At 66.5% G+C, this 19,717-nt stretch carries 14 protein-coding genes and 1 tRNA gene; 9 read left to right on the top strand and 6 right to left on the bottom strand.

Translation table 11 applies throughout. The annotated features are described in order from the left end of the window. The first annotated feature begins 1 nt into the window (after position 1). Entirely contained in the window at positions 2-3,868 is a 3,867-nt protein-coding gene (locus ACU4E7_RS18460) for an SIR2 family protein (RefSeq protein ID WP_447019747.1), read from the top strand. 122 nt (positions 3,869-3,990) lie between these two features. Here ACU4E7_RS18460 and ACU4E7_RS18455 read toward each other — a convergent pair. The 6 genes from ACU4E7_RS18455 to ACU4E7_RS18430 all read right to left on the bottom strand — a co-directional run bounded on the left by ACU4E7_RS18455 (position 3,991) and on the right by ACU4E7_RS18430 (position 10,933). Then, positions 3,991-4,067 (bottom strand) — tRNA-Pro (locus tag ACU4E7_RS18455). 161 nt (positions 4,068-4,228) lie between these two features. Beyond that, positions 4,229-5,428 carry an amidohydrolase family protein gene (locus ACU4E7_RS18450; RefSeq protein ID WP_238122539.1) on the bottom strand — a complete coding sequence of 400 codons (1,200 nt, stop codon included), beginning with the start codon at positions 5,426-5,428 and terminating at the stop codon, positions 4,229-4,231. 117 nt (positions 5,429-5,545) lie between these two features. Continuing rightward, positions 5,546-6,319, bottom strand: a complete 774-nt coding sequence (locus ACU4E7_RS18445; RefSeq protein WP_447019746.1) for a ferredoxin--NADP reductase — start codon at positions 6,317-6,319, stop codon at positions 5,546-5,548. Between the two features lie 25 nt (positions 6,320-6,344). Beyond that, on the bottom strand, positions 6,345-6,674 hold the full coding sequence (gene fdxA, locus ACU4E7_RS18440; protein WP_238122541.1) for a ferredoxin FdxA: 330 nt from the start codon (positions 6,672-6,674) through the stop codon (positions 6,345-6,347). Between the two features lie 175 nt (positions 6,675-6,849). Beyond that, positions 6,850-10,404, bottom strand: coding sequence for a molybdopterin cofactor-binding domain-containing protein (locus ACU4E7_RS18435; protein ID WP_447019745.1), 3,555 nt, complete (start codon positions 10,402-10,404; stop codon positions 6,850-6,852). Then, positions 10,397-10,933 carry a (2Fe-2S)-binding protein gene (locus tag ACU4E7_RS18430; protein WP_447019744.1) on the bottom strand — a complete coding sequence of 179 codons (537 nt, stop codon included), beginning with the start codon at positions 10,931-10,933 and terminating at the stop codon, positions 10,397-10,399. Before ACU4E7_RS18430 ends, ACU4E7_RS18435 begins: the two co-directional genes overlap by 8 nt. Positions 10,934-11,241: 308 nt before the next feature. Between ACU4E7_RS18430 and ACU4E7_RS18425 the strand changes: the two genes are divergently transcribed. The 8 genes from ACU4E7_RS18425 to ACU4E7_RS18390 all read left to right on the top strand — a co-directional run bounded on the left by ACU4E7_RS18425 (position 11,242) and on the right by ACU4E7_RS18390 (position 19,708). Beyond that, positions 11,242-12,738, top strand: a complete 1,497-nt coding sequence (locus ACU4E7_RS18425) for a 6-hydroxynicotinate reductase (RefSeq protein WP_447019743.1) — start codon at positions 11,242-11,244, stop codon at positions 12,736-12,738. Positions 12,739-12,785: 47 nt separating this feature from the next. Beyond that, positions 12,786-13,721 carry a UPF0280 family protein gene (locus ACU4E7_RS18420; RefSeq protein ID WP_447021665.1) on the top strand — a complete coding sequence of 312 codons (936 nt, stop codon included), beginning with the start codon at positions 12,786-12,788 and terminating at the stop codon, positions 13,719-13,721. Next, positions 13,714-14,298, top strand: coding sequence for an amino acid synthesis family protein (locus tag ACU4E7_RS18415; RefSeq protein ID WP_447019742.1), 585 nt, complete (start codon positions 13,714-13,716; stop codon positions 14,296-14,298). The genes ACU4E7_RS18420 and ACU4E7_RS18415 overlap by 8 nt, the downstream gene beginning before the upstream one ends. After that, a complete protein-coding gene (locus ACU4E7_RS18410; RefSeq protein WP_238122547.1) occupies positions 14,295-14,879 on the top strand; it encodes an amino acid synthesis family protein in 585 nt (194 codons plus the stop codon). The genes ACU4E7_RS18415 and ACU4E7_RS18410 overlap by 4 nt, the downstream gene beginning before the upstream one ends. Before the next feature lie 85 nt (positions 14,880-14,964). Further along, positions 14,965-16,149, top strand: coding sequence for an ABC transporter substrate-binding protein (locus tag ACU4E7_RS18405; protein ID WP_238122831.1), 1,185 nt, complete (start codon positions 14,965-14,967; stop codon positions 16,147-16,149). A 180-nt stretch (positions 16,150-16,329) separates the two neighbouring features. Continuing rightward, complete coding sequence (locus ACU4E7_RS18400) at positions 16,330-18,228, top strand: ABC transporter permease (protein WP_447019741.1); 1,899 nt, start codon at positions 16,330-16,332, stop codon at positions 18,226-18,228. Continuing rightward, on the top strand, positions 18,225-19,007 hold the full coding sequence (locus ACU4E7_RS18395) for an ABC transporter ATP-binding protein (protein WP_447019740.1): 783 nt from the start codon (positions 18,225-18,227) through the stop codon (positions 19,005-19,007). The genes ACU4E7_RS18400 and ACU4E7_RS18395 overlap by 4 nt, the downstream gene beginning before the upstream one ends. Then, positions 19,004-19,708: an ABC transporter ATP-binding protein gene (locus ACU4E7_RS18390; protein ID WP_238122550.1), complete on the top strand. Its 705-nt coding sequence runs from the start codon at positions 19,004-19,006 to the stop codon at positions 19,706-19,708. Before ACU4E7_RS18395 ends, ACU4E7_RS18390 begins: the two co-directional genes overlap by 4 nt. Positions 19,709-19,717 lie beyond the last annotated feature (9 nt).

Below are 19,717 nucleotides of genomic sequence, written 5' to 3'. Positions count from 1 at the left end.
GATGACAGTTCCCCTCCTTCCATCAGATGGGAACTTCCCGCTCGCCCCAATTGCCCCCTACAGTGCAATGATGAGATTCATTGCCGATGGCCCCGAGATCCCCGACGAATTGCTGACCGCCCGCGACGCGGGACAAGTACTGTTCTTCTGCGGCGCGGGTGTCTCGCTGGCCGAGGCCCACCTGCCCGACTTCACCGCTCTCGCGGGCAGGGTGCTGGCTTCGCTAGGCTCAGCGCTGGATAGCCCCGCCCGGTGCCTCTTCAATGCAAGCCAGGAATTCGCGAATCTCACCAAGCTCAAGGGAGCCGTCGCTGCCGATCGGATCTTCGGCCTGCTCGAGCAGGAGTTCTATCCCGCGGAGGTTCGCGAGGCGGTAGCCACTGCCCTCAGACCACCGAGAGGCTACGGATTAGGCGCTCACCGCGTTCTGCTTGACTTGTCGCGCGACGCAAGCGGCGTACCTAGGTTGATTACCACCAACTTCGACCAGCTCTTCGAGGACTGTGACCACGGAATCGACTCGTCCAATCCGCCGCATCTACCAGATCCCCGTCGCCCGAAGGACTTCAGGGGCGTCATCCATATCCATGGCCGCGTGGATGCCGGCTACGAGCGCGCCTGCGACGACGAGTTCGTTCTCTCTAGTGCGGACTTCGGACGTGCCTATCTCGCCGACGGTTGGGCCACGCGCTACATCCAGTTGCTCCTCCAGCGATTCAAGATCGTCTTCGTCGGATATTCGGCTGACGATCCACCGGTCCAGTATCTTCTCGAAGCGCTGAGCCGAAGCGATGAACCGCGCAATGACCTCTACGCTTTTCACGCGGGCAGCGTCGATCAAGCAGCGGCGCAGTGGAAGCACAAGGGCGTCCAGCCGATCCCCTACAACAGCGCCAACAGGCACGCAGCGCTCTGGGAAACGCTTCGCGCCTGGGCCGCGCGCGCAAGAGATTTGGATGCCTGGCACGACGGCATAATAGCCAGGGCTGCCGACGGGCCGGCAGCTCTTCTCCCCCACGAGCGCGGAATCGTCGCCCACCTGGCGGCCACGCGTGACGGAGCACGGCGCCTCGCCAACAAGGGCAACCCCCTTCCGGCGGAATGGCTGAGCGTGTTCGACCCGCAAATGCGCTACACCGCACCGGGCCCCATTGATCCCTACGAGGACACGAGCGAGCGTGTCGATCCGTTTGACGCGCTCGGACTGGACTCCGACAGTCCGCCGCTGCCGACAGATCCGGACGACCACTTCACACGCCGTGAGGTGCCGAATGACGCATTGGACCTCTTCGCCTCGACAGAAGCGGACCGCGAGCGCCTGCCCTTTGAGGCGACCGGCCGCCTGCGGGGCTCGGATGCGGCCATGGCCTCGAAGCTGCCGATACGACTTTCGCACCTCGGCAGCTATCTGGTCCGCGTGGCCCATCAGCCTGCGGCGATCTGGTGGGCCGCGCACCAGGCGAACATGCACCCGGACATCATCGGGCAGCTCGAGTGGGAGCTGCTCAACCAGGCGGATCGATTTCCCGCCAGCGTCCTAAAGGGGTGGCGGCTGCTCATCGCGGCATGGCGCGAGAAGAGGCTCGACCCGAACATCCGACGATACGAGTTGGAGGCGATTGTTGCGCAGTCGGGTTGGTCGACCGAGACGGTCAGGGCGACGATCGACATGTATCGGCCGGTGCTCGTCGTCACCCCTCCCTTCAGAACGCCGCTCCCACCCGGCCAGGAGGATATTTCGGCCGAAAGTATCCTGCGACCGCACGTCGAGTATCCGCGTCCGCACGCGCCGCTGGTCATTCCGCCGGAGCACCTTCCCTACGCTCTCACTCTCCTTCGAGGGCAACTTGAGCACGCGATCGCTCTGAATCGGGAGATCAGCGGACACGATCTCATTTACTTGGATACCACTCGACCCGAGGACGGGAAGCCGCCCGATGAGGACGGCTTCCAGGTGACCGGCCTCCTTGCCACCTTCCTCAACATGATGACGAGGCTGGCGCACGCAGATCCCGTCGCGGCCAAAGCCGAGTTCGACCGCTGGCCATCGAACGACAACCAAGTGTTCAGCCGCCTACGCATCTGGGTAGCCGGCCACCCCGCGATCCTCAACCCCGACCAGGCGGCCGCCGTCTTCCTTTCGCTCGACGAGGAGACGTTCTGGACTGAGCGGCAAGAGCGCGACCTGTTGTACGCCATCTGCGACCGGTGGTCTGAGTTGAGCGAGGCCGATCGCGGACGGCTGGAACAGCGGCTGCTGACAGGCTCGCTCCCATGGCCAGAGCCGCGCAACGACCTGGCCGCAATAAACGCGCACTACCGTCTCAACAGGCTTCAGTGGCTGAGCGAGCGCGGCGTGGCGTTCGGATTCGACCTTGAACAAGAGATGGCGACGCTCCGGCAGATTGCGCCCGAATGGGAGCCGAGGTTCGCGAGCCACACTGCCCAGCCACGCGTCGGCCAGGTCAGGAGCATCCTGACCGATACGGACCCCGCGAAGGTCGAGGGACTGCCTGTCGGCCGCGTTCTGGCCGGTGCCAGAGATGCGGCTGGCCGCGACTTCGAGGCCTGCGTCAACCACGAACCCTTCCTCGGGCTCGCGGAGAGGCGTCCCGTTTTCGCTCTGGCGGTCCTGACCGACGCAGCCCGCAAGGGCGAGTTTCCGGAACGCGAGTGGGTCGCGCTCCTTCGTGCGACGAGCAAGGTCCCGGTCAAGAAGAGGCTGCTCCAGGCCATCGTGGCGAGGCTAGCGCGGCTAGCGCCAGAGCACGTGGCGGAGCTTCGGCACCCGATCAGCGAGTGGACGCGTGACCGAGCAGAGACGCTCATCGTCGAGCAGCCCAAGGCGTTTCAAACCATATGGGACACCCTTACCGCAGCTCTGGCCGCCCATCCTCCGAAGAAGCGCTTCAGGCGGCCTGATCAGAGCTGGGTCGACGATGCCCTCAACCAACCAGCTGGCCGTTTGGTTGACGCACTGTTCGAAGACCCGACGAAGGCCGACCTGAAGGGTGGTCAGGGCCTCCCGCAGGAATGGAAGCAACGGCTCGACCAGCTTCTGGCGCTTCCCGGCGATGCCTGCCGACACGCCATAGCGATGATTTCGTTTCACCTGAACTGGCTCTACCATGTCGATCCCGAATGGTCAGAGAGTCGCGTGCTCGCCGTTGCGGATGGCGACGGTCCCGATGCGCAGGCCTTCTGGGACGGCTACTTTTGGGCCGCGCAACCGCCGCAGTTCCCATTATACAAAAGATTGAAGCCGGCGTTCATCTCGCTCGCGCGGTCCAGCGCTAACCGAAGGAAGCACGCTAACAAGTTGGCGGGCATGCTTCTGGTGGGCTGGGCTGGCGGCGACGATCCGTCGGCGAGCGACGCGCTCATTCCGGACGTCGAGATGCGCGAGGTCCTGATACACGCCGAGGACGAACTGCGGGCCCAGATGCTTAGGTATCTGGAGGAGTGGTCCAAGGAGCCAAGCTCCAGATGGGGCGAACGGATTGTTCCATTCCTGACGAATGTGTGGCCGCGCCAGCGTGCCATCCGCACCCCGCGCACCTCCGCCAGTCTCGTGAACCTCGCGCTGGGTGTGCCGGACCGATTCCCGGAGATCGTCGGACTGATCCTTCCGCTGTTCGGTCCGATCGTCGGAGGCTCGCTGCATATGGCCCCATTCATCGACGTCGAACAGGGGGTTGCCAACAGACACCCCCTCCAGCTTCTCGACCTGCTGTGGAAGGCCCTTCCGGACGATCCATGGCAGTGGCCGTACCAGACGCGACGCACTCTCGACGCGCTTAGCGCACGGCCTGAGGTGAGCGGAGATTCGAGGCTCGCGGAGCTCCTCCGCCGCGAACAGAACCGATAGCTATCCCACCGACGAAAATCTATTTTGGCTTCGGTGGCGACACCGTGGCGACACGGCATCATCTGAAGATCCGTTATTGCTTCGCGAATTTCTGAAAAAATTCATAAAATCAATAACTTAAATGGTCGGAGCAGCAGGATTTGAACCTGCGACCCTCTGCTCCCAAAGCAGATGCGCTACCAGGCTGCGCTATGCTCCGACACACGCTTTACGCCGCGCCGTTATGGCATCCGTTCCCCCGTCGGCGCAAGGGGGCGGGTTCTCTTGTTCCGGACCTGCACCACGGGACGGGTGCTCAAAAGAAAAGAGGCGCCACCTTGCATCAGCGGCGCCCCTTCATTTGATGGATTGAAGGCCTGTTCAGGCCTTGACCACGAACGGAAGGCGGGTCGCCGGAGGGGTGTTGCGGGAGCGCTCGGTCCGCACGATGCCGTCGATGATGGTCATGCCGACGCCGGGCAGGTCGCCGAGCTGCACGCTCTCCAGCAGATTCGCGCTCGCGGAGTTCTGGGCGGTGTCCATGATGACGAAATCGGCGGTGCGGCCCACTTCGATCAGGCCGCAATCCAGCTTGCGCATGCGGGCGGTGTTGCCAGTGGCGAGGCAGAAGGCCACTTCCGCCGGCAGGTCACCCATGGAGGAGAGCAGCGACACCATGCGCAGGATGCCGAGGGGCTGGACGCCCGAGCCGGCAGGCCCATCGGTGCCGAGGATCACCCGGTGCAATTCGCCCATCTCCCGCGCCGTGCGCAGGGTGAACAGGGCGGCCCGCTCATTGCCGTTGTGCACCAGCTCCAGGCCGCGCTTGCAGCCTTCGCAGATGCAGCGGATCTGGCCATCGGGCAGCGCCGTGTGGCCGCCGTTGATGTGGCCCACCACGTCGGCATCGGTTTCCAGCACCACATCCTTGTCGATGAGGCCCGAACCGGGGACGGAGGGGCCGCCGGTGTGGATGGTGGACTGGATGCCGTATTTGCGGGCCCAATTGACCATCTTGTTGGCGGTGGGGCCATCCTTCACGCCACCGAGGCCGATCTCGCCCAGGAGCGTCACGCCGGCGGCGGCCAGCTCCTTGAAGTCGTTCTCTTCCATCTCATGCTCGATCACCGGCGCGCCGGCGTGGAGCTTCACGCCACCGGGGCGGAACGAGGAGAAGGTGCGCTGGGCGGTAATGGCCAGCGCCTTGATGCCGATGACATCGCGCGGACGGCCCGGATAGTGGACCTCGCCAGCGGAGATCATGGTGGTGACGCCGCCATGGAGCGAGGAATCGATCCAGTTCATCTGGCTCTGCCGGGGCGTCCAGTCGCCGGCCACCGGGTGCACATGGCTGTCGATGAGGCCGGGGGTGACGGCGGCGCCATTGGCATCCACCGTGGTGGTGGCACCCTCGACATCCACGTCCTTCAGGCGGCCGATGGCGGTGATGCGGCCGTTCTCGGCGACAATGGTGTCGGCATCGAGGATCGGGTTTTCAAGGGCGCCGCTGATCAGAAGGCCGATATTGCGGATGACGAGCTTGGTGGGGCCCTTGGGGCCTGCCGGTGCGTCGTGAGCCATGTGCGAAGTCTCCGGAAGCGACGGTCGGAGACACGGGGAGCCCCGGCCGTTTATTTGTAAGCATATGAATGGTAAGCCCCGGCGCGATCCTTGAAAACCGCGCCGGGGGTAATTTTTTCAGCGCTCGGCGAATGCTTTCTCGAGCACGAAGTCGCCGGCCTCGCCGTGGTTGCCTTCCTCGAAGCCGAGGCCGACCAGACGGCTCTTGAGATCCACCATCATCTGCGGCGAGCCGCACAGCATCACCCGGTCGCGGGACTTGTCCATGGGCGGCAGGCCGATGTCCGCATAGAGCTTGCCGCTGTCCATCAGATCGGTGATGCGGCCCTGGTTGCGGAACTCCTCGCGGGTGACGGTTGGATAATAGATCAGCTTGGCGTTCACCTCGTCGCCCAGGAATTCATGGGTCTTGAGAGCGTTCACCATCTCCTCGCCATAGGCGAGCTCGCCCACCTGCCGGCAGCCGTGCACGAGCACCACTTTGTTGAAGTGCTCGTAGGTTTCCGGATCACGAATGATGGAGAGGAACGGGGCAAGGCCGGTGCCGGTGCCCAGCAGATAGAGGTTCTCGCCCGGGCGCAGATTGTCGATGACCAGGGTGCCCGTGGCCTTGCGGCCGACGATGACGGGGTCGCCTTCCTTCAGGTGCTGGAGGCGGGAGGTGAGGGGGCCATCCGGCACCTTGATGGAGTAGAACTCCAGGGTCTCTTCATAGTTCGGGCTCACCACCGAATAGGCCCGCATCAGCGGCCGGCCATCCACCTTGATGCCGATCATGGTGAATTCGCCGTTGCGGAAGCGGAAGCCGGCGTCACGGGTGGTGGTGAAGGAGAACAGGCGGTCGGTCCAGTGGCGCACGCTGAGCACGCGCTCTTCCATCAGATTGCTCACGGGAGGGCTCCGGATAGGTCGTCGATCAGGCGGCGGGGGCGGACGAGAGCAGATCGCGCTTGCCGTCCTTGCCGTTCCAGTCGTCGGCATCGGCGGGGGCGTCGGTCTTCTCGGTAATGTTGGGCCACTGGGTGGCATAGGTGGCGTTCAGCTCGGTCCATGTGGCCGCTCGCGGATCGCTGTCGGCGACAATGGCCTCCGCCGGGCATTCCGGCTCGCACACGCCGCAGTCGATGCACTCGTCGGGATTGATCACCAGCATGTTCTCGCCGGCATAGAAGCAATCCACCGGGCACACGGCGACACAGTCGGTGTAGCGGCAGCGGATGCAATTCTCGGTCACCACATAGGCCATGGAAGGATCTCGCTCGGCAGGGCCGTCAGACGGCCTCGTCTTTTTGTTTGTGTACAAATGAAAATAAAATCGGCGACCGGCGCTGTCAATGACGCACAAGGCTTCGGCGTGCGGAGTTTTCGAGCAATGGTGCCGATGATTTGAGCAGGGCGGCGTCGCGCCCTGCTCAAAGGGGTTAATGGCTGCCGGGATTGGCGCGGGCCAGGGCCACCGCTTCGTCGACACCGCTCCACGCGGGCGCGTTCGGCGCGAACTTGGCCCGCAGATAGCGCACCAGCGCCGCCACCTGGCCGTCATCGAAGCTGTCGCGGAAGCCGGGCATGTCGCCCAGGTCCCGGGCGGCGGGCTTGGGGATGCCATCCAGGATCACGCGGATCAGGTTGTCGGGGCGTGCCGCGTGCACATTGGTGTTGAGGGCGAGGGCTGGGCGCACGCCGAACAGGGTCGGCCCGCTCTCCGCATGACAGGCGGCACAGGCACCCTCATAAAGCCGGCCGCCGAGCGAATCGAGGGGGCGCAGGGACGCGGTGGCCTCCGCCTGCAGCGCCGCCGCCTGCGCGACCGGGTCGGCGGGAACGGGGCCGGAGAAGGAGGCGAGATAGGTCGCCATGGCCCGGATGTCCGCATCGGGCAGGGCGGCCAATTCCTCCACCACCGGCGCCATTGGGCCGGCGGCGGTGCCATGGAAGCGCGAAAAGCCGGTGCGCAGATAGGAGAAGAGCTCCGCCTCGGTCCAGGGAATCGGCGCCTTGGACAGCGCCGTGAGGGCCGGAGCCTCCCAGCCGTCCACCATGCCCCCGGCGAGATAGGCGGCGCCGGCTTTTTCCGCGCCCAGCAGGTTGCGCGGGGTGTGGCAGGCGCCGCAATGGCCGAGGCTCTCAACGAGATAGGCGCCGCGATTCCATTGCGGCGTGCGGGCCGGGTCCGCCTGCATCTGGCCGGGACGCAGAAACAGGGTGTTCCAGCCGGCCATCAGCGGGCGGATGTTGAAGGGAAAGGCCATCTTGGCCTCGGGGGTCGGCGCCACCACCGGCGCCTGCGACATCAGGAAGGCATAGAGCGCCTGCAGGTCGGTATCCGAGGTGCGGGTGAAGGAGGTGTAGGGGAAGGCTGGATAAAGGTGCCGGCCATCCCGCGAGATGCCTTCACGCATGGCCCGCTCGAACGCCGCATAGGACCAGCGGCCAATGCCGGTCTCAGGATCGGGCGTGAGATTGGTGGAATAGACCGTGCCGTATGGGGTCTCCAGGGCGCGGCCGCCCGCGTTCACCGCGCCGCCGGGCACCGTGTGGCACACCGCGCAATCCCCCAGCGCCGCCAGCTGGCGGCCGCGGGCGATCATGTCAGCGGAAAAGGAGGATGGATCGGGGCGCGTGATGGGGGCGATGGCACCGCGGATCGGCAGCGCCACCGCCGCCATGCCCAAGGCGCCGGCAAGGGCCGCACCCGCCAGCGCGAACCAGGGGCGCTTCTTGGCGGGCGGGGCCGGCGGCTCGGGCGGCAGCGGATTGCCCAATGCCGCGCGCACCCGCTCTGGCGTGAAGGGCGGTTCGCGCAGGCGCACGCCGGTGGCGTCGAAGATGGCGTTGGCGATGGCGGCGGCGGAGGGCACGGACGCGGATTCGCCGCTGCCGAGGGGCGGATCGTCCGGCCTCGGCATCAGCACCACGTTGATCACCGGCACTTCCGGGAAGGTGAGGATGGGGTAGGCGCCCCATTCCTTGTCTGCCACCGCGGTCTCGGTGAAGCTCACTTCTTCCTTCAGCGCCCGGCTGGTGGCCTGGATGACGTTGCCGTGGATCTGGTGCTCGATACCGGCGGGGTTGATCATGAGGCCGGAATCCTGGCCCACCACCACCCGCTTCACCGCCACGTCGCCGGTGCGCTTGTTCACCTCCACATCGGCCACCCAAGCCGACCAGGCCGCGCCATAGCCGGGGAATTTGGAGTGCACGTAAAGGGCATAGGCGAAGCCCTGGCCGCGCACCACGTCGCCGTCCACGACTTCCTGCCGGGGAGCGGTGTGATGCTCCCAGCCGGCGCGGGCGGCCACTTCCTTCACCAGATCCACCGCGCGGGGATCGTGCAAGTAGCGCAGGCGATACTCCACCGGATCGACACCGGCGGCGGCGGCCAGCTCGTCGATATAGCTCTCATGGGCGAAGGAATTGGGCAGGGCCGAGACGCCACGCAGCCACGCCGCGCGGACGATGGGCGCCATGTCGTGCACCTTCACCCGCAGATTGTCATAGGCATAGGGCGGGATCGCCGTGCGGTCGCCCATCTCGAACACGGGATTGTTCGCCGGCACCCGTCCCGTGAGCAGCAGCGCCAGCGTGGTGGCCGCATTGGAGGGATAGGAGGTGGCGAAATCGTAGGCGGCCGGGGTACCGTCCGCATTCAGCCCGCCCTTTACCTCCATCAGCTGGGCCGCGCCCTTGGGCTCCCAGGCATGTTCCTGCTCGCGCGTCAGCTGCACCCGAACCGGGCGGCCCACCGCGCGTGACAGCAAAGCCGCATCGGCCGCCACATCGTCGGCGCAGTTGCGCCCATAGCAGCCGGCGGCCTCGAACCGCAGGATCTCGATGTCGGCCTCTTCGATCCCCAAAAGAATGGAGATGTCGAGGCGCAGGGGGAAGGGATTCTGGGTGCCGGACCAGATGGTGGCCTGTCCGTCCCGCACCTCCGCCACCGCGCAGGACGGGCCGATGGAGCCGTGCATCTGGTAGGGCCACACATAGGTGCGGTCCATGGGAATGGCGGCGGCGGCGCGGGCGGCATCGGCATCGCCCTGGTCGGCGAGGACGCGGGTGGTGCTGGGATTGGCGCGCAGGGCATGGGCGAGGTCCTTCAGCTCCGGCAAGGGCGGCGGCGCTTTCCACTCCACCTTGAGGCAGCGCGCGGCTTCCGCCGCCTGCTCCTCGCGTTCCGCCACCACGCCGATGAAATCGCCCATGGTGACCACCGCCACCAGGCCGGGAATGTGGGCGACGGAGGCTTCATCCACCTTGATGAGGCTGTGGCCGATGAAGTCGCCCGCGTCGACGCCGGCATAAGGCGGGCGCACCACGCGGCCGTGCAGCATGCCGGGCACGCGCACGTCGTGCACATAGACGAAAGCGCCGGTGGCCTTGGCGGGAATGTCCACCCGCGGCACCCGCTGACCGACGATGCGATAATCGCCGGCGGGCTTCAGGGCGACGCTGTCCTCCAGCATCAGCCGGTCCTGCCGGCCAGCGAGGAGGGTGGCATAGGAGATGCCGGCGTTGCTGCCGCTGGCGCGCGGATGCACCACGCCATCGCTGACGATCAGCTCGTCCGCCGGCACGCCCAGGGCCGCGGCGGCCAGCGCCACCAGGTGATGGCGGGCCTGCGCGGCGGCGCGGCGCAGCGGAATGGCGGAGACCTGAATGCTGTCGCTGGCGATGGTGGCACCCTGATTCGGGGTGCCGCCGGTGTGGCCGAGAACCATGGTGACGGCCGCCAGCGGCAGGTCCAGCTCTTCCGCCACGATCTGCGCGAGGGCGGTGCGGATGCCGGTGCCGAGGTCCACATGGCCGTTGAAGGCCATCACCGCGCCGGCGTCGTCCAGGAACAGGAACAGGTCCAGCGCGCCCTCCGGGGGCGGGGCGGTGGGCACCAGCCCGCGCACATGCTGGGACGGGCGCAGAATCGCCAGGGTGCCGGTGCGTTCGAGAAGGGCGGAGGGCGTGGGGGTCGGCTCAGTCATGGTCGGCGCCTTCAAGGGTGGTCGCGGCGCCCGCGGCGGTGGAGCCGGCGCCCATGGCCTGCGCCGCCAGCATCACAGCGCGGAGGATCTCCACATGGGTGCCGCAACGGCACAGATTGTAGCGCAGCGCCTCGCGGGCCTCGTCGAGGGTGGGGGCGGGATGGCGCGAGAGGAAGGCGGCGGCGGTCATGATCATGCCATTGAGGCAATAGCCGCATTGCGCGGCCTGGGCGGTGATGAAGGCGGCCTGCACCGGATGCGGCAGATCGAGGGTCCCGAGGCCCTCCAGGGTGGTGACCTTGCGCCCCTCGACGCTCTTTAAAGTGAGCACGCAGGCGCGGGCGGCCACGCCGTCCACCAGCACCGTGCAGGCGCCGCACTCGCCCAGCCCGCAGCCGAACTTGGGGCCGTTGAGCTGCAGGTCGTTGCGCAGCACATAGATGAGCCGTGTCTCGCGGGGCAGATCGAAGCTGTGGGCGACGCCGTTGACCTCGAAAGACACCGGCGCTGCATGTTCAGGCAGTGACATCTCGATCCCGCTCCGCCGCTTGCATGCGGTTTGCCGCAACGCACGCAAAACATTGCAGTGCAGCGGTTTTCTTCAGATTCATAAGTGCCCCTCGATGGCTTGCGCAGGGCGATCGTTCGTCTAGATTGTTTCTATACCAATGAATGCCGTCAAGGGCGGTGAGGGCAAAGATGCCCTTTAAGGCAGCGTGCCTATTCCTTGTGCTTGACAGGATGGCGGCCTCAGATTTCATTAGTATACATATGAACTGCGCTGGGCCATCGGGACGCCGAGAAGGCCGCTGTCGCGTGCTCTAAGCAGAGGGCCACATGGGTAACGAAACGACGGCCGGGGCGCGACCCACGGGTGACGAGAAGATCCGGTGCGATGCCTGTCCGGTGATGTGCTACATCAAGCCGGGTATGACGGGCGCCTGCGATCGCTATGCCAACAACAATGGCGAGCTGGTGCGGGTGGATCCCCATGTGGTGCTGGACCGGACCCTCGCCCACGGCGGCGCCGTGGTGCCCTTCCATCGTGATGGCGACTGGGACGGTCGGCTGCTGTCCGACGCCGAGAAGTTCGTGACCGCGGTGGGTTCGGGCACCACCTATCCCGATTACAAGCCGGCGCCGTTCATCGTTTCGGCGGAGGTGAACGGGGTCGATATGGTCACCGTCGTCACCGAGGGCGTGTTCAGCTACGGCGGCGTGAAGGTGAAGATCGATACCGATCGCTTCATCGGCCCCGAGCAGGCGACGGTCCGGGTGGCGGGAGAGGCCATCGGCCATGTGACCACCAGCGAATACGGCTCGCAGATGCTGTCCCTGGGCGGTGTGCACCATCTCACCGGCGGTTCGAAGAAGGAAGGGCGCGTCGCCTGCGAGGCGGTGCTCGACCTGTCCAACGGCAAGGCCGTGGAGCTGACCATCGATGGCGGCTCCACGCTGGTTGTTCAGGCCGGCAAGGCGCCCATCGTCAACGGGGTGCAGGAAGAGCGCATGCGGGTGGGCTGCGGCTCCGCCACCATCGGCATGTTCGCCAAGCAGTGGTTCGGCCACGCCGACGAGGTGGTGGTGGTGGATGACCACATCACCGGCGTGCTCTCCGAGCATCAGGCGGGCAAGCTTCTGGGGATCCGCGACACCGGCATCAAGATGAAGGGCCGGCGCTCCACGCCCGGTCGCTATTTCCAGGTGGCCGAGCCGGGCTCGGGTTGGGGCGGCACCAATATTTCCGATCCCCTGTCCATCCTCGGCCCGTTCGATCCGAAAGTGGCATGGCCCGGCCTGCGCATGCTGCTGGTGTCCACCACTGGTGAGCACTACGGTTATTACGTGCTGAACGAGGATCTGGTCCCGGTCGAAACGCCGATTCCCGATGATCTGGCCCCCTCGGTGGAGCGGATCCGCGAGAATTGCGAACCGGCCCTGTGCTCGGTGCTGTTCATGGCGGGTGCCGGCGGCTCGCTGCGGGCGGGCGTGACGGAGAATCCCGTCCGCCTCACCCGCTCGGTGAAGGAGGCCATCACCAATGTCACCTGTGGCGGCGCGCCGGTCTATGTGTGGCCGGGTGGCGGCATCACCTTCATGGTGGATGTGACGCGGGTGCCGGAGAATGCGTTCGGCTATGTGCCGACCCCGGCGCTGGTGGCACCCATCGAGTTCACCCTGACGCTGGAGGACTACGCGGCACTGGGTGGTCACATGGATGCGGTGCGTCCCGTGTCGTCACTGGCGGGCCATGAGGGCCTGCGCGAGTTGGCGCCGATGCAGGACAATCCCTGGCCCCTGGCGTGGCGTCCCGCCCACCGCAACAACGGTTGATCGCTGTCATGGCCCTGCCGCTTCCGTCCATTGCCGCCGTACCGCTGGTGCCGCGCGCGCCACATGTGGCGATGCTGCCCGACGGTCGCCGGCTGCATCTCCAGGATGGCCCCATCGACCTCATCATCGAGGCCAACGGGGCCCCGGAGGCTGTGGCGGCGGGCTATCGGGCCGCTGCCGGGCGCCTGGCGGGGTTGCTCGACGGCTTGTGCGAGGAGCTGCCGCTGCTGCGGCGGCCGGCCTATCCCGGGCCATGCCCGCTGCGGGATCCGGCGGCGCAGCGCATGTGGGCGGCGGTCTCGCCTCTGGCCCGCGCCGCCTTCATCACCCCCATGGCGGCGGTGGCCGGCGCGGTAGCCGAGGAGGTGCTGGCAGCGCTGGTGCGGCCTGGCATCACCCGCGCCTTCGTCAACAATGGCGGCGACATCGCGCTCTATCTGGCCCCTGGCTCGGATTATGTGGTGGGGCTGGTGGATCGGCCCGATCAGCCCCGGCTGATCGGCACGGCGCGCATCGTGGAGGCGTCGCCGGTGCGCGGCATTGCCACCAGCGGCTGGCGTGGCCGGTCCTTCTCGCTCGGCATCGCCGATGCGGTGACGGTGTTGGCGCCGACCGCCGCGGCCGCCGATGCCGCGGCGACCATCATCGCCAATGCGGTCAATCTACCGGGTCATCCGGGGATCATCCGGGTTCCGGCCCGCGAGGTGGCTCCCGACAGCGACCTTGGCGCGCTCAAGGTGACACGGGACGTCCCGCAGCTCACAAGGGCCGAGCGCAAGGCGGCGCTGGCCGAGGGCCTGAGTTGCGCGGTTGCCCTGGTGGCGCGCAATCTCATCTGTGGCGCCGCTCTTCATCTGCAGGGCGAGAGCGTTTCCACCGATCCGCAGCTCGACCTGTTCACCGACAGCCTGCCGGCGGCGCCCGCGCCCGCAGCCGTCCCATCCGCCCCCATCGAAGAAGCCAAAGAGGCCGTCCATGCCTGAAGTGAAAGTCCGAAAGAGACTCCTGATCACCGAGGAAATCTACCACGAGGGTGGCCCGGTGGCCGCCGTCCCGCGCAAGCGCGGCGCTGCACTGGCCGTCATCGAGAACCCTTACGCCGGCCGCTATGTGGAAGACATCACCGGCTTCATGGACGATCTGAAGCCGCTCGGCCTTGCCATGGCCAAGGAACTGCTGGCGGCCCTTGGCGGCGATGTGTCGGCGGTGGACGGCTACGGTAAGGGTTCCATCGTCGGCGCCGCCGGTGAGCTGGAGCACGGCGCCCTGTGGCATGTGCCCGGCGGCTACGCCATGCGCGAGATCCTCGGCGATGCCAAGGCCATCGTCCCGTCGGCCAAGAAGGTGGGCGGACCGGGCACCAAGCTCGACGTACCGATCACCCATGTGAACGCCTCTTACGTGCGCAGCCATTTCGACTCCATGGAAGTCGGCGTGCCCGACAGCCCGCGCGCCGATGAACTGGTGTTCGCGCTGGTGATGACCTGCGGCCCGCGCGTCCACGCCCGCGTGGGTGGCCTGGCGGCGGACCAGATCAAGGGAGAGGACGGGCTGCGATGAGCGCGAAGATCCGCAAGATCGTCACCTTCGTGGAAGAGACGCTGACCGAGATGGGTCAGCCGGTGTCGCCGCCCACCCGTCGCGCCGCGGCGGTGGCGGTGATCGAGAACCCCTTCGCCGGTCGCTATGTGGAGGACCTCTCCGAGCTGATGGCGCAGGGGGAAGAGCTGGGCGGCATCCTGGCTCAGAAGGCCGTGGAGGCCCTCGGCATCGCCGGCGACAAGGCGCAGAGCTACGGCAAGGCGGCGCTGGTGGGGGAGAATGGCGAGCTCGAGCACGCCGCCGCGCTTCTCCACCCCAAGATGGGCACACCGGTGCGCAAGGTGCTGGGCAAGGGCGCGGCCCTGATCCCGTCCTCCAAGCGCCGTGGCGGCCTCGGTGCGGAGCTGGACATCCCGCTGGGTCACAAGGATGCGGCCTATGTCCGGAGCCATTTTGACGGCATGCAGGTGAGCATCAACGATGCGCCGCGCGCCAATGAGATCGTGGTTGCGGTGGCCGTCACCGATTCCGGCCGTCCGCTGCCGCGGGTGGGCGGACTGACGGTGACTGACATCAAGGGCGAGGACGGCTTGCGCTAGGCTCGCCACGCAGTGGGTTCGACAGACACCGGGCCGCGTGCCCGGTGGGTCGGAAGTCAGAGGGGAAGACCATATGAAAAAGACGATGGGAATCGCGTTGGCGGCCGTTCTGTTGGCCTCCACCGCAGCGAAGGCCCAGCAGGGCGAGATCAAAGTCGGCGAGATCAACAGCTATTCGGCGCTGCCGGCGTTTACCGATCCCTACCGCAAGGGCATGGAACTGGCGCTGAAGGAGATCAACGACGCCGGTGGCATCAACGGCAAGAAGCTGGTCATCATCTCCAAGGACGATGCCGGCAAGCCCGCTGAGGCGCTCACCGCCGCCAACGAGCTGATCTCGAAGGACGGCGTGGTGATGATCGCCGGCGGCTTCCTGTCGAACGTCGGCCTGGCGCTGTCCGACTTCGCCAAGCAGAAGAAGGTGATGTATCTGGCGGCCGAGCCGCTGACCGACGCCATCGTGTGGTCGAAGGGCAATCCCTACACCTTCCGCCTGCGCACCTCGAACTACATGCAGGCGGCCATGCTGGCCGAAGAGGCCGCCAAGCTCCCGGCCAAGCGTTGGGCCACCATCGCCCCCAACTACGAGTATGGCCAGTCGTTCGTGGCCGTGTTCAAGGACCTGCTGAAGAAGAAGCGCCCGGACGTGGAGTTCGTGGCCGAGCAGTGGCCGCCGCTGAACAAGATCGACGCCGGCCCGGTGCTGCAGGCCATCGACGCCGCCAAGCCGGACGCCATCCTCAACGCCACCTTCGCCGGCGACCTGGTGAAGCTGGTGCGCGAGGGCAACACCCGTGGCGTCTTCAAGGATCGCGCCGTGGTCAGCTACCTGACCGGCGAGCCCGAGTATCTCGACCCGCTGAAGGGCGAGACCCCCGAGGGCTGGATCGTCACCGGCTATCCCTGGTACTCGATCGATACCCCCGAGCATAAGGCGTTCCTCGACGCCTACCAGCAGCTCAACAAGGACTATCCGCGGCTCGGCTCGATCGTGGGTTATTCCACCGTCAAGTCCATCGCCGCCGCCCTCAAGGCCACCGATGACCACTCCACCGAGGGGCTCCTCAAGGCCATGAAGAACCTGAAGGTCTCCACGCCCTTCGGTGACATCGTCTATCGCGCGGCCGACCACCAGTCGACCCTCGGCGCCTATGTGGGCAAGACTGCCCTCAAGGACGGCAAGGGCGTGATGGTCGACGTCGTGTTCAAGAAGGGCCCGGACTACCTCCCCTCCGAAGAGGAAGCGGCCAAGATGCGTCCCGCCGAGTGAGGCAGGACTGATCTTCCCGGCGCCTGCTTTCGACCGCGAGGGCAGGGCAGGCGCCGGCCCCCACATGCAGCACCCGGCAGGTTCGCCAGCGGCGGCGGGCTGCCCAAAACGACATCGTCCCCAGGACCATCATCCCCAGGACGAGATCGCCTTTTAGAACGGTGAACGAAAGGCTCAGCCGTGGAATTCCTATTGGTCCAGGCCCTCAGTGGCCTCGCCAGTGCCGCGTCCCTCTTTCTAGTGGCGTCGGGCCTGTCGATCATCTTCGGCGTCATGCGCATTGTGAACTTTGCCCACGGCGCGTTCTACATGCTCGGCGCTTATGTCGCCTTCACCTTGACCGATCGCTTCGCCGGCCCGCTGGGGTTCTGGGGCGGCGTGCTGGTGGCCAGCCTCGTGGTCGCAGCGGTCGGCGCGCTGATGGAAATGGTGCTGCTGCGGCGCATCTACCACGCGCCCGAGCTGTTCCAGCTGCTCGCCACCTTCGGCGTCACGCTGATGGTTGAAGACCTCGTGGTCCTGATCTGGGGCTCCGAGGATCTGATGGGCCCGCGTGCCCCCGGCTTCACTGGCGCGGTGAGCGTGTTCGGCCGCCTCGTGCCCTCCTATGACTTTCTTCTGATTGCGCTTGGACCACTGGTGCTGGGCCTGTTGTGGCTGCTGTTCCACCGCACCCGCTGGGGCGTGCTGGTGCGCGCCGCGACCCAGGACCGTGAAATGGTCGCTTCGCTGGGTGTGAACCAGAAGTGGCTGTTCACCAGCGTGTTCGCGCTCGGCGTCTTCCTCGCGGCCTTCGGTGGCGCGCTGCAGATCCCGCGCACCACGGTGAGCCATGCCATGGACCTGTCCATCATCGTCGAGGTGTTCGTGGTGGTGGTCATCGGTGGCCTCGGCAGCGTCACCGGTGCGTTCGTGGCGGCGATCCTGGTGTCGGAGCTAAATGCCTTCGGCATCCTCATCCTGCCGCAGATCTCCATGATCACCGTGTTCCTGGTGATGGCGGTGGTGCTGGTGGTGCGGCCCTACGGCCTGTTCGGCAAGCCGGAAGGCGCCCCGCGGGCGGCGGCAGGCATCTCCATACGGCCCTGGCGGCCCATGACCAATCTGGAGCGCTCCGGTGTCGCCGCCGTGGTGGTGGTGGTGGCTCTGATGCCTCTCTTCGCCGGCGATTACACCCTGAGCGTGGGATCGGAGATCCTGGTCTACGTGCTGTTCGCCGCGAGCCTGCACTTCCTGATGACGGTGGGTGGCCTGTCCTCCTTCGGTCACGCTGCTTACTTCGGCCTCGGCGCCTATGGCGCGGCGCTGCTGGTGAAGTATTTTGGCGCACCCATGGAGGCGGCGCTGGTCATCGGCCCGGTGCTGGGCCTCGTCGGCGCGGTGCTGTTCGGCTGGTTCTGCGTGCGGCTTTCCGGCGTCTATTTCGCCATGCTCACCCTGGCCTTCGCTCAGATCACCTGGTCGGTGGCCTTCCAGTGGGTGGAGGTGACCGGCGGCGACAACGGCATTCTCGGCATCTGGCCCTCGTCCTGGGCGTCGACGCCCCAGGGCTTCTTCTGGCTGGCACTGGCTATTGTCGTGGTCTGTGTGGCGGCGCTGCGCATGCTGGTGTTCTCGCCCTTCGGCTTCGGCCTGCGGGCGGCCCGCGACAGCGCCCTGCGTTCCGAAGCCATCGGCATCAATGGCAAGAGCACGCAGTGGATCGCCTTCATCGTGGCCGGCACCTTCGCCGGCATCGCCGGTGCCCTGTTCGCCTTCCTGAAGGGTTCGGTGTTCCCGGAGACCCTCGGCATCCCCACCTCGGTGGACGGCCTGGTGATGGTGCTGCTGGGCGGCATCGAGACGGTCTCCGGCGCGGTGGTGGGTGCGGTGGTCTACAAGGCTCTGGCCATCTGGCTCATGAGCAAGACCGAACTGTCGAAGCTGGTGCTCGGCGGCGTGATCGTGCTGCTGGTGGTGGCCTTCCCGAAGGGGATCGTCGGCTTCCTGGAGGATCTGCGTCATCGCCGACCCAAGGCGCCGGGCGGAGCGGGCTCCGAGGGCACCGTGGACGTCGCCAAGGTGGAGGCCGCACGATGAGCGCGCTGCTGCAAGTGAACGGGCTGGTGAAGTCCTATGCGGGTGTGCATGCCGTGCGCGGCGTGTCCTTCTCCCTGAACGGCGGCGAGATCCTGGCGCTGATCGGCCCCAACGGCGCCGGCAAGAGCACCTGCTTCAACATGCTGAACGGGCAGATCCGCCCCAATGCCGGCTCCATCAAGCTGGCGGGGGAGGAGATCGTGGGCCTGCCGCCGCGTACCGTGTGGCGGCGCGGCGTGGGGCGCACCTTCCAGATCACCGCCACCTTCTCCTCCATGACCGTGCGGGAGAATGTGCAGGTGGCGTTGCTGTCGTTCCACAAGCGCCTGCGCTCCGCCCTGGGCTATGCTGGCGCGGCCTTCCTGGACGAGGCGAACAAGCTGCTGGCGCTGGTGGGCATGGAAGCCCAGGCGGGGCGGCCCTGTGGCGAGCTCGCCTATGGCGATCTCAAGCGCCTGGAGCTGGCGATTGCCCTCGCCAACACGCCGCGCCTGCTGCTCATGGATGAGCCCACCGCCGGCATGGCGCCGAAGGAGCGTGTGGAGCTGATGCGCCTGACCGCCGCCATCGCGCGCGAGAAGGGCATCGGCGTGCTGTTTACCGAACACGACATGGACGTGGTGTTCGAGCATGCGGACACGGTGATGGTTCTCAACCGCGGCGAGCTGGTGGCCCGGGGCACGCCGCAGGAGGTGCGGCGCGATCCCCATGTTCAGGCCATCTATCTCGGCGAAGGCCTGCTGTATGACGCCCGGCACCGCGAGGAGAGCGCGCAATGAAACTCGAAGTCTCGGGCCTCAATAGCTTCTACGGGCAGGCCCATATTCTGTTCGACGTGGATTTCGCGGTCGGCGAGGGCGAGGTGGTAGCCCTGCTTGGTCGCAACGGTGCCGGCAAGAGCACCTCCTTCCGCTCGGTGGTGGGGCTGGTGGGCCAGCGCACCGGCAAGGTGATGTTCGAGGGGGAGGACGTCTCGCGCCTGCCCACCTATGACATCGTGCGCCGGGGCCTCGGCTATGTGCCGGAGGATCGGCGGATCTTCACCGAGCTCACCGTGGAGGAGAACTTCGTGGTGGGCCGGCAGGCGCCGCGTTCGGGGGTCGCCACCTGGACCCCGGAGCGCATTTACGAGCTGTTCCCCAATCTCGGCGAGATGCGCCGGCGGCCAGGGGGCCATATGAGCGGCGGCGAGCAGCAGATGCTCACCATCGGCCGGACGCTGATGGGCAACCCCTCGCTGGTGCTGCTCGACGAGCCCTCGGAAGGTCTGGCGCCGAAGATCGTGGAGCAGATGGCGGATGCCATCATGGCCATGAAGCGCGAAGGCTTGAGCATCATCATTTCGGAGCAGAATCTGCATTTTGCAAAGCTGATCTCCGACCGCGCCTATATCATTGAAAAAGGGCGAATTCGATTCTCCGGCACCATGGCGGACCTCGAGGCCAATCCGGAAATCAGGGACGCGTATCTCGCCGTGTGAGCCTGGCGC

The organism is Xanthobacter sp. ZOL 2024, assembly GCF_052932325.1.
This window is presented reverse-complemented; position numbering and strand designations above follow the sequence as displayed.